The organism is Algoriphagus marinus, from assembly GCF_001936475.1.
Taxonomy (GTDB): domain Bacteria; phylum Bacteroidota; class Bacteroidia; order Cytophagales; family Cyclobacteriaceae; genus Algoriphagus; species Algoriphagus marinus.
This window is the reverse complement of the sequence record NZ_MSPQ01000002.1, coordinates 316,435-331,101: the sequence shown is the minus strand read 5'-3', so window position 1 is coordinate 331,101 and position 14,667 is coordinate 316,435. Positions and strand designations below refer to the sequence as shown.

Below are 14,667 nucleotides of genomic sequence, written 5' to 3'. Positions count from 1 at the left end.
TTATAAAAGACCAAGAAGTAAGCCACATTGTTAAGAAAAGAATAATTTTTGGTCTTACCCTTTTGGTTCTTCTGCAAAAAGAAGCTGGGAAAATCGAGAAGCCAGGAAGAAAAATAAGATAGATGAGGGCTTATTAATTCTGGTTATGATTTTAATCCTGTTGTATGATTTTTGTCCACTACAAAACTCATAAGAGAAATGACCAAACCCGCCAGAGAAATTCCTAAAGAAAGGGGCCAATGGTAATAGGAAACCGCGATTGCAAGAATCTGTAAACCTAAACCGGAGAGCCAAACCAAGTGTCCAGACCAAGTTTTGGGAGTTCTGCGGTTGATGTCTGCACTACTTTTTCCCTCGTCAATTAAAGGCCTAAAAAAGTCACGGTACTGCCAAAGCAAGATCGTGTTGAGAAGTAGAAAAAAGCAAATCACAAAAGGTGTACCCTTCCATTGGAGGGAAATAGTCACCATCAGAATATTGGCCAACAGCGGAAGCATCATAATACTGCCCAGCAATTTGTACCGTGTGGTAACGAGTAAGTAGCCGATTATGACTTGGAAATAGGCTATAAAAGCACCATAAAACCCAAGGTCATATTTCGCCAGTTCATCGATCAACCAGACCGGTCCCATCCAGCCAAAAAACTTATGCTCAAAGAATAGCTTTGCCATTCCCGATCCCCAAAAAGTAAAACCTAAGAAAACAGAGATGCCTTGGATGATGAGTTTTTTAAGCTTCATTAGGCGTTAAATTTATCATTTGATTGAAGAAGGGAGAAAATTAGGATTTGTTACAGAAATTCTAAACTTTCTTATTTTTCAGCTGATAAATAACTCATTTTAATATGAATACCAGCCAAATAGACCCAGTCAGCCAACTTATTTTCCCAAAATCGCCCAAGGAATATTCATAAAAGGGTAAAAATTTAAAGACATGAAATGCCCATGAGAGGTGCTTCTCACACAATTTGTCCCGAACTGGTTTCGGGAGGGGAATGTCCCGATAAATATCGGGATCAGGGCATTCCATATGACCATTAAAAAACAATTATAAACAGATGAAATTAGAAAAGCAGCTAAATCAACGGAGCCATTACTTTTTTGCGGGCTTCTTTGTCTTAATCCTGATAGGTTTCTGGTTTACTTACTTTACCAGGATTCTGGATCAGGAGAATTATCGCATGCACACACACGGCATTGCGTTGATTATTTGGTGTTTGATGCTGGTTGTACAGCCTTTTCTGATTCGGGCGAGAATGAACTCCCTACATAAGTCTATTGGTAAATTTTCTTATGTGCTCGTACCGATATTGATTTTCACGACGATTGATTTACTGCGATATAAACTCAATGGAGTACAGCTAAGTACAATGGATTACTTTTTTGTGGCTTTGGTGATCAACGCACTGATTGCTTTTGTGATTTTTTACGGCCTTTCGATCTATCATAAAAAAAGGGTTGGACTTCATGCACGATATATGATCTGCACCATTTTCCCTATGGTGACACCTGCTACAGATCGGATTATAGGGTTTTATTTCCCATCATTAATTCCACATCTCTACACCATCGAAGGGAATCCTATTTTACCAGTGGTAGGCTTCCTCATGGCGGATTTGATTTTAGTAGGGCTAAGTATTTGGGATTGGAAATCGCATAAGCGATGGAATGTTTTCCCTTTTGCCTTATTGGTGGTTTTGATGTACCATTACTCGGTTCTGTATTTTTACAAATTCGACTTCTGGAAAACCTTCAGTTCCTGGGTAGTCGGCTAAAGTTGATTCGTTTTCACTTGTAAAAGATCAATTCAGGTGTTCCGAACTTATTCTCTCTCTTTAGCGGTAGAAAATGCTTGTTCCGGAAACGCCTCCTCTTATTCTGAGTATATCTTATTCAGGTTCTTAGAAAATCCATTGTTGGTCTTTTTTTATAAATTAAGCAAAAGCTTATTGTTGGATAGTTAAGTTTGGTAAATCACCTGAAACACTGTTCAAGTAATCAAAGCTATCCAAAGCAGATAATTTCTCCTTTCAGAATGAAAATTGAAATAGAGCCTTGAATTTTGTTCTAAATGAGTTCAATGCATATGATTTCAACTCAACGAATTTTAGCTAAATGCCCTTCAAAAAATTAAAACTTATGGCAAGATATTCGAAGAAACAAAAGCAAGAAATAGGTCAATCGCCAGATGAATTAATCTTCCGTGGAGAAAAAAAGATTGATCAAGTGTTGCTCAGGATTATAAATTTCGACGCAAATAGCTTGAGCGAAGATTCAATTCAAACAGTAAAGGAAATCAGTAAATACCAAGACGAAACCACCGTTACTTGGTTGAATATTGATGGGCTTCACAATTTGGCCATCATGGATCAAATAACGGAAGCGTTTGATTTTGATAGCATGGTTATGGCAGAGGTACTCAATACCGAGGCTCGACCAAAAATCATTGATTATGATAACTGCACTTTGATCACCATCAAAATGATGCAGCAAGACCCAAAAAACGGGTCCATTATGGTAGAAAATCTGAGTTTGATTTTGACCAAATCTGTGCTGATTACTTTTCAGGAAAATAAGGGAGATGTCTTCGAGCCCGTACGGGAGCGAATCCGAAAACAGAAAAAGCGAATCCGAAATGGGGGAACGGACTATTTGACTTTTGCCTTGCTGGATATTGTGGTGGATAACTATTTATATGTGATCAGCCTGCTAGGCGAAAAAGTCGAAACACTGGAAGAAAACCTCCTGATCAATCCCAATCAGGATGTGATTAATGAAATCAATAACTATAAGCGCGAATTAAATTTCATTCGGAGAAACATAAAACCGGCCAAAGAAATGATTTTTTCCCTGGCTAAAATGGAGTCTGAATTGATCACTGAAAGCACCTATGTTCACTTCAAGGAGCTTCAGGATAATATCAGTCAGGCAAGTGATTCCTCGGATAGTTACCGGGAGATTTTATCCGATCAGTTGAATATTTACCATACTACCATTAGCAGCAAGCTAAATGATATCATGAAATTTCTGACGGTCTTTTCCGTAGTTTTTATTCCCTTGACCTTTATTGCCGGGATCTATGGAACCAATTTTGACAATGTCCCCGAGCTCCATTATCAATATAGTTATTATATCATGTGGGGAGTGATGTTATTAGTTGCATTTTCGATGCTGATTTATTTCAGAAGGAAAAAGTGGCTTTGAAGAAATAAGAAAACCTGAGTGTTCATCTGAACAGGATTGGCATATTTAGTTTATAAAGAGCCTTTGCAATTCTTTAAAATAAGACAATAGTTTTACGATTAGTATAACTTAAAAAAATCATGATCAAATTTTTTAGAAAATCAGGCAGCAATTACGCTCCAATGGCAAAACTGGAAAATACCTCAAGTATGCTATAGGTGAAATCATCCTAGTAGTGATTGGAATTTTGTTTGCTGTTCAGATTAATAATTGGAATACCGAAGTACAAACCAAAAAAATTGAAGAGAAATACCTCATTGAAATCCGAAACTAGCCTTTACTCTTTTTTTACTTACTTGATGAATTTAAGAACGCCTTGATTTCAAGTTTTTTTTAAGGGAAACCTTGCATACTTATTATCATGGTTTGCAGGAAAAAATCGAAGAAATTAATATTCAGATAGATCAAGAACTGGAACAGCAAGGCTTTTGGGATCCACATTTTTCCACACGAAGACTATCCTGAAATCATTTGAATAGTCTATCAAATCTGAATAAGTACTAATGGTAAAGCTATTCGATGCAAAATTGGTCTTAATTTTTTTGCCTGTAAAAATGCCGGACTATTTAAGAGGATTCTTGTTAAAAAAAGAAGAATAACCACTACCTAATAATGGGAAATATCTTTAGGTTATCGTTTGGAATAGAGTTGATTATATATAGAATGAGAGGATTTGACTAAATGTGTTTTTTTAATTTCAAATTGAATTATCTCAAGAAAGCACTAGGTTAATTTTTTTTAAGAAAACATTGAAATTATGACAAAAACCAGAAGAAATTTTTTGAGAAAAGTAACTGCATTTTCATTTTTAGCAAGTATTCCAGGGATTGGACTTTCTAAGAATCTATTCTCAAATCAAGAAGATTTTTCTTCAGTAACTCAAATAGGCGGACTAAACACCAGTCGGTTTGGATTGCCTCATTCCGCAGATGGATTGATTTTGTCCAGACGTTTTTCATCAGGGAAAGATGGAACCTCTTCAATAAATATTGATTCTTCCAGTGAACTAGTGAGATTAAATGTTCATTCGAAATTCTCTGATCCTAATCATGCGCTAAATGAATTTTCAACAGTTAAAAATGAATCTATTATTGAACCTATTAGTGCCCATCAATCAGATTTACAATCCTCAAATTTTTTAATTCGGAAGATTGGAGGTTTTAAAACTGGAATAATAGGTTTAGTTCTTCCACTAGACTCTGCTGATTTTGATAAAAAGGTGGATCAAATCAATGGAATGGTTTCTCAGTTAAAAAAAGAATTCAATTGTCAAAAGGTTTTTTGCTTGATAAAAACAACTCCAGATTTTCAAGAAAAGACTTTAGTCGAACGCTTTACCCGGCATACTTCTGGGGTTTCACAAGTCTTTTGCAGCCTTAGCTATGAAGATAAAAAGGCAAGTGTGTTAAAAAGCATACAAAATGCAAGTGGTAGTTCCGTGCTCTTAAGTCTAAATCAATACAAAAATTCAGATATATCAGAAATTGGACTTAGTGGAGGAGGATTGATTGGGTATTCCAATCACTAGAAAAAGAATTAGATATAATAAATATCAATAATCAAACAAGAATAATAATGGAACCATTTATTGGACAAATCATGATGTTTGGAGGCAATTTTGCCCCTAGAGGTTGGGCCTTATGTCATGGACAATTATTACCTATTCCTGAGAATGAAGCTTTATTTTCATTGCTAGGTACCATCTATGGCGGGGATGGTAGAACCACTTTTGGACTCCCTGATTTGAGAGGCAGATGTGCTGTGGGAATGGGACAGGGACCAGGACTTACTTCTAGGCAACAAGGATCGAAACTGGGGCAGGAAGAAGTGACGCTTACAGTAAGTCAAATGCCATCTCATACCCACCAACTCATGGCAAATAATACGGACGGGAATACAAATGATCCTGCGAATAATACGCTTGCTAAAGAAAGTGTAATAGTAGAAAGAAGTGCCCCTGCTTTTCCTGTCAATGGGTATAGTTCAAATGCAGCAAATGTATCTATGAATGCTTCAAGTGTTGGAAGCTCAGGTGGTAACCTTGCTCATAACAATATGCAGCCATCTCTGACAATGAATTATGTGATTGCATTAGTAGGAATATATCCTTCTAGGAGCTAAGACTTAAAAAGCTGAATCAAAATTTTTAAATAGATATTTAAACTTAAATTAATAGTACAATGGAACCTTTTTTAGGACAAATTATGATGGTGGGCTTTAATTTTGCCCCTAGAGGCTGGGCTTTTTGCAATGGCCAATTATTATCTATCGCTTCGTATTCTGCTTTATTTTCATTGCTGGGAACTCAATATGGAGGAGATGGCAGAACTACTTTTGCATTACCAAATTTGCAAGGTCGTTGTGCTGTGGGAATGGGAAATGGCCCTGGCCTAACACCAAGACAAATAGGGGAAGTAATAGGTCAAGAGACAGTTACTCTAACTCCAAATGAAATGCCAGCTCATACTCATCAACTTTTAGCAAATAATACGGACGGAAATACAAATGATCCTACGAATAGTTCACTTGCAAAAGAAAGTGTGACAATTGAAAGAAGTGCCCCGGCATTTCCTGTCAATGGGTATAATACTGGAGCGGCTAATGTTGGGATGGGAGCCAGTATTGGTAATGCAGGTGGTAATCTGGCCCACAATAATATGCAACCTTCTTTAGCAATGAATTATATCATAGCGCTTCAGGGAATTTTCCCTTCCAGAAGTTAATATCAATTTTATTCCGACCCCGATTGGGGTCGGTATTTTTATTTAAAAACTAATATGATGAAACGTTCCATCTCCAACCTGATTTTTTTTCTTCTGCTATTTGCAGGTATCACTCATTTGTCGTTTTCGCAGACAACGACAGTAACCTTTAATGAAATTACTACACCAACTCCGAATTCCTTAAATGGCACAAACACCTATGATAATACCGGCGTAAGGTTTCAGATTTTTTCCGGGGGAAATCCAGGTGCACTCGTCAGTTCAGCTACTGGAGGCTTTGGAGGGACCAGAGCATTGGATGATACCAATACAGTTGAATTCGGTGTAACAGGATGGAAAATCACCAAAGTAAATGGGACAGCCTTTCAGCTTCTGAGCATTTGGCTTCAAAATGGATGTCTAAGTCCTATAGTTTGTTCAGGTAGCGGTACAATAAAAGCCTATAGTGGCGGGTTGCAGGTTGGTTCTACGGTTGACGTCAATTTTGACAGTAACGTCACCGGCGCCAAAAATTTCGCAGCAAACCCGGATTTCTATAACGTAGATGAAATCAGGATTGAAGGAGCGGATATATATATATTTATAGATAATTTTTCATTTGGCCCAGCAGTCAATCCGGTAGACAGTGATCCTCCATTAGTAACAAGTGTCTCACTTGTGGGTTCTCCTTTGACTAATGCAACATCGGTCAATTACTCGGTGACTTTTTCCAAAGACGCTAAAAATGTCAGTTCGGATGATTTTTTACTGACTACTGCCGGAACTACAGGAACAGTAGGGGCAGTGTCGGGTTCGGGAAGTAGTTATACTGTAGCCGTTAATAATTTGGACGGGGAAGGAACCATACGACTGGATTTAAAGGGAGGAACGAATATCGCTAATGTGGATGATATCACTGGTACCCCTGCATTTACCTCGGGACAGCTCCACTATGTAGGTCCCTGCTTTGTGGAGACTTTTGAAACGGAGACCGATGCAAGTAAGACATTCAATGGAAACGGAGTGAACTTCTCACTTGGGACAGGATTTGAGATTGAGAAGCGTACCGGATTCGGCTCAGGAAAATCCAATGGATATATTAAAAACAACAATACGGTGGGCTCTTTTTCACTAAGCAGTGGATCTGAGTTTACTATGAGCACGATTGACCTGTTTCTTTCGGATCAAACCAATGGAGACAATCCAACCGGAACGGGAAGTATAGCCATTACCGGCAAGAAAGGCGGGGTTGATCAATACACCATTACAAAGAATTCAGGATTCCCTACGACGACTGTCGATGGAGGATTTTTCACCATCAATTTTTCAACAGCTGGTGCTTCGAATTATCGCAATATCAATGTGGATGAACTGGTCTTTACGATCAGTGGAGGGTTTATCGAATTGTTGGTTGACAACATGAATTTCTGTGAGGCTGCCCCTGACGTAGACAACCAGGCACCAGTAGTTCAAAGTATTTCAAAAACAGGGACTTCTCTATCTACTGCGGGTACGGTTAACTTCCAGGTTACTTTTGACGAGGATGCCAGCAATGTAACGCTGGATGATTTCACTTTGCTCAAGACAGGAACAGCAACCGGAGCATTGACGGGCATTTCAGGTTCCGGATCCATTTATACCTTAAGTGTTACTGGCATAAGCGGAGAGGGTTCGGTTCAGATCAAATTGAATGCAGGAACTAATATTCAGGATGCACTGGGCAATACCCCACCTTTTGAATATCTGAATGGGGAAATCCACCTGGTGGGTGCCTGCTACATCGAGACATTTGAGTCATTTACCAATGGGGCGACCTTCTTCTCCTCCAACGGTAAGGCAATTACCTTGGGAGGAAATTGGGCGGTCAGGGACAGAACCGGTTTTGGGATTAACTCATCCAGCAATTATCTGGAGAATTCAGGTACCGGTACTTACACTTTGTCTTTGGACATTCCTGTCAAGTTCAGTAAACTGGCATTGTTTCTTACCTCCAATACCGGAACTAATCCGCTTCCTACCAATGACGGAACGGTAACCATCCGCGGTAAAAATGGGGCGAATACCGAATATACAATATCCAAAACCACGGGTTTCCCGACCGACTTTAGCTCCAACCAGGGATTTTTCTACATTGACTTTGCCACGGAAGGCGGAGCGGATAATTCCACCACGTTTGTGGATGGCTTAGAAATAGAAATCGGAGGAAGCTTCATTTACCTTGCCTTGGACGACCTACAGTTATGTGGTGACTTTGATGCACCTACCGGTTATTCAGCAACAATTAATCAGGATCCAATCAGAGAGAAGAGTGCCAATGCGGCAAGCTTTACCTTTGCTGATGCGGAAATTGGCACTACCTATAATTACACCTTCTCAAGTGATGGTGGAGGAACCAATATTATGGGCAGCGGAATCATAGCCTCTGCAACTTATCAAATCACGGGAATTGACCTTAGTGGCTTAGGAGTGGGTACAGTGACTTTGTCAGTTACGTTAACTGATCCTTCCGGAAATATTGGTGATCCAGCCATTGACACCAAGCAGAAAATTGCAAACATAGCTCCTGTGGCTACTGCACCGACTGCACCTGCGGTAACCGAAGATGATGTTGCCGTAGCATTGGCAGACGACATTCAGGTAGCTGACGGGGATGGAGATGATCAGACGCTTACGTTCACCATTACAGGAGGAACTGTCACTCTTGGTACGACGGGCATCACCTTTGGTGGATCGGGAAACGGCTCTGCGAGCTTCACAGCAGCAGGAACCTTGGCGGCCATTAATACAGCATTAGATGCAGCGACATTCACCCCGACACCGGGTTTATTGGGAGCAGATGCAGGTATTATAGCCTTTGTGGCAAATGATGGATTGGTGAATTCCAATTCTGCTTCTGTTACTTTTGATATAGGCCCTAATGGTCCAACTGAATCCAGTTTGATAACGGTCAGCAGAAGTAGCGGCGAGTATGATGGCAATCTTTTTGAAGCTACTGGCGAAGCCACTGGTTTGGATGGAGTAGTCTTAAGTCCTGCGGTGACATTTGAATACCAGCAGTTTGAGTCAAACAATTGGTCTGGTATTGCAGGAGCACCAACGGATGTAGGAGATTACCGGGTTAGATCGAATTTTGCAGGTAATGCTGAATACATTGCAGGTTCCAGTGACTGGACAGCCTTTGCAATCAATAAGATCGCTGCAACAATAACAGTTACACGAGCGAGCGGAGACTATAACGGAAATCCGTTTGAAGCTACGGGAAGCGCTGCCGGTTTGGAAGGAGTCTTAAGTCCTGCGGTGACATTTGAATACGAGCAGTATGACGGCAGTAATTGGGCTGGTATTGCAGGAGCACCAACGGATGCAGGGGCTTACCGTGTAAGATCAAACTTTGCAGGAAATACGAACTATACCTCAGGTTCCAGTGACTGGACTGCCTTTGCCATCAATAAGATCGCTGCAACAATAACAGTTACACGAGCGAGTGGAGACTATAACGGAAATCCGTTTGAAGCTACGGGAAGCGCAACCGGTTTGGAAGGAGTCTTAAGTCCTGCGGTGACATTTGAATACGAGCAGTATGACGGCAGTAATTGGGCTGGTATTGCAGGTGCACCAACGGATGCAGGGGCTTACCGTGTAAGATCAAACTTTGCAGGAAATACGAACTATACCTCAGGTTCCAGTGACTGGACTGCCTTTGCTATTAATCAAATTGCAGCAACAATAACAGTTACACGAGCGAGTGGAGACTATAACGGAAATCCGTTTGAAGCTACGGGAAGCGCAACCGGTTTGGAAGGAGACTTGAATCCTCCGGTGACGTTTGAATACGAGCAGTATGACGGCAGTAATTGGTCTGGTATTGCAGGAGCACCAACAGATGCAGGGGCTTACCGTGTAAGATCAAACTTTGCAGGAAATACGAACTATACCTCAGGTTCCAGTGACTGGACTGCCTTTGCTATTAATCAAATTGCAGCAACAATAACAGTTACACGAGCGAGCGGAGACTATAACGGAAATCCGTTTGAAGCTACGGGAAGCGCAACCGGTTTGGAAGGAGACTTGAATCCTCCGGTGACGTTTGAATACGAGCAGTATGACGGCAGTAATTGGGCTGGTATTGCAGGAGCACCAACAGATGCAGGGGCTTACCGTGTAAGATCAAACTTTGCAGGAAATACGAACTATACCTCAGGTTCCAGTGACTGGACTGCCTTTGCTATTAATCAAATTGCAGCAACAATAACAGTTACACGAGCGAGCGGAGACTATAACGGAAATCCGTTTGAAGCTACGGGAAGCGCAACCGGTTTGGAAGGAGACTTGAATCCTCCGGTGACGTTTGAATACGAGCAGTATGACGGCAGTAATTGGTCTGGTATTGCAGGAGCACCAACAGATGCAGGGGCTTACCGTGTAAGATCAAACTTTGCAGGAAATACGAACTATACCTCAGGTTCCAGTGACTGGACTGCCTTTGCAATTAATCAAATTGCAGCAACAATAACAGTTACACGAGCGAGCGGAGACTATAACGGAAATCCGTTTGAAGCTACGGGAAGCGCAACCGGTTTGGAAGGAGACTTGAATCCTCCGGTGACGTTTGAATACGAGCAGTATGACGGCAGTAATTGGGCTGGTATTGCAGGAGCACCAACAGATGCAGGGGCTTACCGTGTAAGATCAAACTTTGCAGGAAATACGAACTATACCTCAGGTTCCAGTGACTGGACTGCCTTTGCTATTAATCAAATTGCAGCAACAATAACAGTTACACGAGCGAGCGGAGACTATAACGGAAATCCGTTTGAAGCTACGGGAAGCGCTGCCGGTTTGGAAGGAGACTTGAATCCTCCGGTGACGTTTGAATACGAGCAGTATGACGGTAGTAATTGGGCTGGCATTGCAGGAGCACCAACGGATGCAGGGGCTTACCGCGTTAGATCAAACTTTGCTGGAAATACGAACTATACCTCAGGGTCTAGTGACTGGACAGCCTTTGCTATTAATCAAATTGCAGCAACAATAACAGTTACGCGAGCGAGTGGAGACTATAATGGAAATCCGTTTGAAGCTACGGGAAGCGCTACCGGTTTGGAAGGAGACTTGAATCCTCCGGTGACGTTTGAATACGAGCAGTATGACGGCAGTAATTGGGCTGGTATTGCAGGAGCACCAACGGATGCAGGGGCTTACCGCGTTAGATCGAATTTTGCAGGTAATGCTGAATACATTGCAGGATACAGTGACTGGACTGCCTTTGCGATCAATAAGATTAATGCGACTATCGCTGTTACTGGTTACTCAGGAACATACGATGCAATACCTCATGGAGCGACTGGATCAGTAACAGGCCTAGCAGGCGAAATATTAGCAGGACTTGAAGTAGGTGCTAGCTTCACTAATGTGCCAGGTGGAACAGCCAACTGGATGTTCACCGATGTGACTGGTAACTACAATGATGACAACGGTTCAGTAGTGATAGAAATCATTAAGGCTCCAACTACAATTACTACTAGTAACTCTATAGCAAATTGTGACGGAGAGCAGGTAACGTTAACTGCGACTGTGAAAGCTGTCAATACTGGAATCCAATCAGACATTAATAGTCTTGGAGGAGTAGTTACCTTCAAAACCGGTAGTACTTCGATAGGAACTGTCAACGTAACCTCAGTTACTGATGGAGTCTTCTCTGGAGCATTCACCATTAGTTTAACACCAGGATTGTCCTATCCAATTTCAGCAGAATTCGTTCCTAACTCCGGAAATCTAAGCGATTCCCAAACTCAGGCGACTGCACAATTGACCGTGTTCAAGGCATTCGTTAGTTCAAGTATTCCTAAAAATGCAAATGGCAATGTGGTCATTTTTGATGGAGCGGAAAGTTCCCTAGGATTACCTTCTAGTACTACCTTGACAGCAACTTATCAGCCTTCTCCATATTCTGGATTATCTTACAAATGGTACGAAAGAAATGAAGGTGGATCTTTCACTCTTATTTCAGGATCCAATAGTTCAACTTACCAGATTGTTGCAAATGGTGACTTTGTGAAAGAATACAAGGTAGAGTTGATTATAGATGGAAAGTGTGTAGGAAATGAAATCTTCTCCAAGGTGATCTCAGTTGAATCCTCTTGTGGTAAGGCTGGACAAAACAAGGTTCAGATCTGTCAAATAATGCCGAATGGCAAGAGAAAAACTATATGTGTCAGTGCCAATGCAGTCGAAGCCTTGCTCGCAGGAAGTACTGGGTCCTTTATCGGAAACTGTAACGCTACTTACAGAATGGAGGAAGAACCTGAATTAATCGCTGTTACTTGGAATACTCCAATTGAAGTGATAAATGATAAAATCTTTTCTCAGAGTGAAAACTGGTTTGACAGTAAGAAAATCAAGCTAACTATCAATTTTAAATCTTACAATGCTCTTCAACCAGGATTTTATAAGTTGAAAGTTAACGTGCAAGAAAACGAATGGTTTGAGCTTGAAGAGCCGATCACTGTGAATGTGCTTGTGGCGGATAAGCCTTTGGCAACCGATATCCAGTTGAGCAATTCGATCATGCGAAGAGACATCAAAGACGGAAGCGTCATCGGTGATCTGAGAACGATAGATTCTGTAGATGATCAGCATACCTATTCCATCGCTGAGAATTCTGATTTTGACCTGGCTGGGAATTCGCTGATCTGGAAGGGTACTGCAATTCCTTTAACAGCAAGAGTCACCGTCTTTAGTACTGACAGAGCTGGCCAGACCATCGGAAGAGAAATTGAGTTAAGCAGAGAGCCTAGATTCGGAGACTTCAACATGTTCCCTAACCCAGCGGAATCTGATGTGACTCTTGAAGTTGAATTGGATCAAACAGTGAATGTGGGAATCAGAATCTTTGATGCAGTCGGTAGACTGGTTTATGAGGAAGATGGCATTCAAAGTGGAAACTCTGTATATCAGATAAATATAGGTCACTTGAGTTCAGGACTCTATACAGTTCAGGTGCAAACCGGCGAACTCGTCATGAATAAGAGATTGATCAAAAAGTAAAATTGAATTCTTAACGCGAAAGCCTCTCCTTTTAAAAGGAGAGGCTTTTTTTATGTGGTTTGGAACTTAAAGGGATTGGAATAAGTGAAACTTATTGATGAATAGGGAATATGCACGTGCCTTCTAAAACATGATGTTCGATCCAATCAATGAAATCAATAACTATAAGCGCGAATTAAATTTCATTCGGAGAAATATAAAACCTGCGAAAGAAATGATTTTTTCCCTCGCTAAAATGGAGTCTGAACTGATCACCGAAAGCACCTATGTTCACTTCAAGTAGCTTCAGGATAATATCAGTCAGGCCAGTGATTCCTCGGATAGTTACCGGGAGATTTTATCCGATCAGTTGAATATTTACCATGTTACCATTAGCAGTAAGCTCAATTATATCATAAAATTTCTGACGGTTTGTTCCGTAGTCTTTATTCCTCTGACCTTTATTGCGGGGATCTATGGAACCAATTTTAACAACGTCCCCAAGCTCCATTATCAATATAGTTATTATATCATGTGGGGAGTGTTGCTAGTAGTTGTATTTTCGATGCTGATTTATTTCAGAAGGAAAAAGTGGCTTTGAAGAAATAAGAAACCCTAAGTGTTCATCTGAACAGGATTGGCATATTTAGTTTATAAACAGATTAAAAACAGCCTTTGCAATTCTTTAAAATAAGACAATAGTTTTACGATTAGTATAACTTAAAAAAATCATGATCAAATTTTTTAGAAAATCAGGCAGCAATTACTCTACAGTGGCAAAGCTGGAAAATACCTCAAGTATGCTATAGGTGAAATCATCTTGGAGGTGATTGGAATTTTGTTTGCTGTTCAGATTAATAATTGGAATACTGAAGTACAAACCAAAAAAATTGAATAGAAATACCTCACTGAAATCCGAAATAATCTCCAGTTAGACCTACCCGATGTCCATTTCAATATTGACTTTAATGACCAAAGGTTAAAGTCTAATGAAATTTTTTAAGCTATCTCAATAAGAAATTGACTATTCAGGTTCTTTAAAATACCATTTCAGCAATCTCATATTTACCGCCAGGACGCTCCCAACTACCAGTGCATTTGAAAATCTTAAAGCGTGTGGATTAGAAATCATATCCAATGCCTCATTGAGGCAAGCCATCACTACTTTGTACTCGTTCACTTTCGCAAACTTGATGGACTTTGAAAAGTAAGATGACCACACTTTTCAAAATGAAGTATTTATACCAGAAGTTTCAAAGGCCTTAAAATTGTAGCAATTTGGGGGATGCTGAGCCTATCACTGATGAAGGCATATTTGAAAATTGTGATTTTAAAAAAGCCCCGATTACTAACATTTTTTTAAGGGAGACTATGCTGGCATCTTACTATGGTTTGCGGGAAAAACTAAAAAGACTATAAGTCAAATAGATCATGAGTTGAAGGAATAATCGAGTCCAGCTTCATGGTCGATGAAAGCCAGATCTTTTTTATCCTGTACTTAGGTTTTCTGATTACCCTTCTTTCAAGATTCTATATAGCACTTACTTCTAATTGGGTTGAAGTCTAACTTTGCGTTGAAAGGTATTCTTTGTCAGTAGCAACTAGGAGGGGGGCTTTGCCGATGGGAGTTTATTTCATTCGGAGAATAAAACGATTCGTTCGAACATTTTATACATACTTTCGTCCGTGATTAGTTT

At 40.4% G+C, this 14,667-nt stretch carries 10 protein-coding genes; 8 read left to right on the top strand and 2 right to left on the bottom strand.

What is annotated here, in order from left to right:
- Positions 1 to 143 precede the first annotated feature (143 nt).
- Positions 144 to 740: a hypothetical protein gene (locus tag BVC88_RS05820; RefSeq protein ID WP_075349706.1), complete on the bottom strand. Its 597-nt coding sequence runs from the start codon at positions 738 to 740 to the stop codon at positions 144 to 146.
- 317 nt (positions 741 to 1,057) lie between these two features.
- On the opposite strand from BVC88_RS05820, the gene BVC88_RS05815 reads away from it, so the two are divergent.
- The 8 genes from BVC88_RS05815 (at position 1,058) to BVC88_RS21735 (ending at position 13,571) form a co-directional block, all read left to right on the top strand.
- Positions 1,058 to 1,774, top strand: coding sequence for a hypothetical protein (locus tag BVC88_RS05815; protein WP_075349705.1), 717 nt, complete (start codon positions 1,058 to 1,060; stop codon positions 1,772 to 1,774).
- Between the two features lie 364 nt (positions 1,775 to 2,138).
- Complete coding sequence (corA, locus tag BVC88_RS05810) at positions 2,139 to 3,203, top strand: magnesium/cobalt transporter CorA (RefSeq protein WP_075349900.1); 1,065 nt, start codon at positions 2,139 to 2,141, stop codon at positions 3,201 to 3,203.
- A 796-nt stretch (positions 3,204 to 3,999) separates the two neighbouring features.
- Complete coding sequence (locus BVC88_RS05805; RefSeq protein WP_075349704.1) at positions 4,000 to 4,770, top strand: hypothetical protein; 771 nt, start codon at positions 4,000 to 4,002, stop codon at positions 4,768 to 4,770.
- A 47-nt stretch (positions 4,771 to 4,817) separates the two neighbouring features.
- Positions 4,818 to 5,363 carry a phage tail protein gene (locus BVC88_RS05800; protein WP_217694743.1) on the top strand — a complete coding sequence of 182 codons (546 nt, stop codon included), beginning with the start codon at positions 4,818 to 4,820 and terminating at the stop codon, positions 5,361 to 5,363.
- A 59-nt stretch (positions 5,364 to 5,422) separates the two neighbouring features.
- Positions 5,423 to 5,965, top strand: coding sequence for a phage tail protein (locus tag BVC88_RS05795; protein ID WP_075349702.1), 543 nt, complete (start codon positions 5,423 to 5,425; stop codon positions 5,963 to 5,965).
- Positions 5,966 to 6,019: 54 nt separating this feature from the next.
- Positions 6,020 to 12,991, top strand: coding sequence for a T9SS type A sorting domain-containing protein (locus BVC88_RS05790; protein WP_083639024.1), 6,972 nt, complete (start codon positions 6,020 to 6,022; stop codon positions 12,989 to 12,991).
- Between the two features lie 130 nt (positions 12,992 to 13,121).
- On the top strand, positions 13,122 to 13,274 hold the full coding sequence (locus BVC88_RS21295; protein WP_175574382.1) for a hypothetical protein: 153 nt from the start codon (positions 13,122 to 13,124) through the stop codon (positions 13,272 to 13,274).
- Between the two features lie 12 nt (positions 13,275 to 13,286).
- Entirely contained in the window at positions 13,287 to 13,571 is a 285-nt protein-coding gene (locus BVC88_RS21735; RefSeq protein ID WP_083639023.1) for a CorA family divalent cation transporter, read from the top strand.
- Between the two features lie 423 nt (positions 13,572 to 13,994).
- On the opposite strand, the gene BVC88_RS21290 is transcribed toward BVC88_RS21735, so the two are convergent.
- Positions 13,995 to 14,150: a hypothetical protein gene (locus tag BVC88_RS21290; RefSeq protein WP_175574381.1), complete on the bottom strand. Its 156-nt coding sequence runs from the start codon at positions 14,148 to 14,150 to the stop codon at positions 13,995 to 13,997.
- Positions 14,151 to 14,667 lie beyond the last annotated feature (517 nt).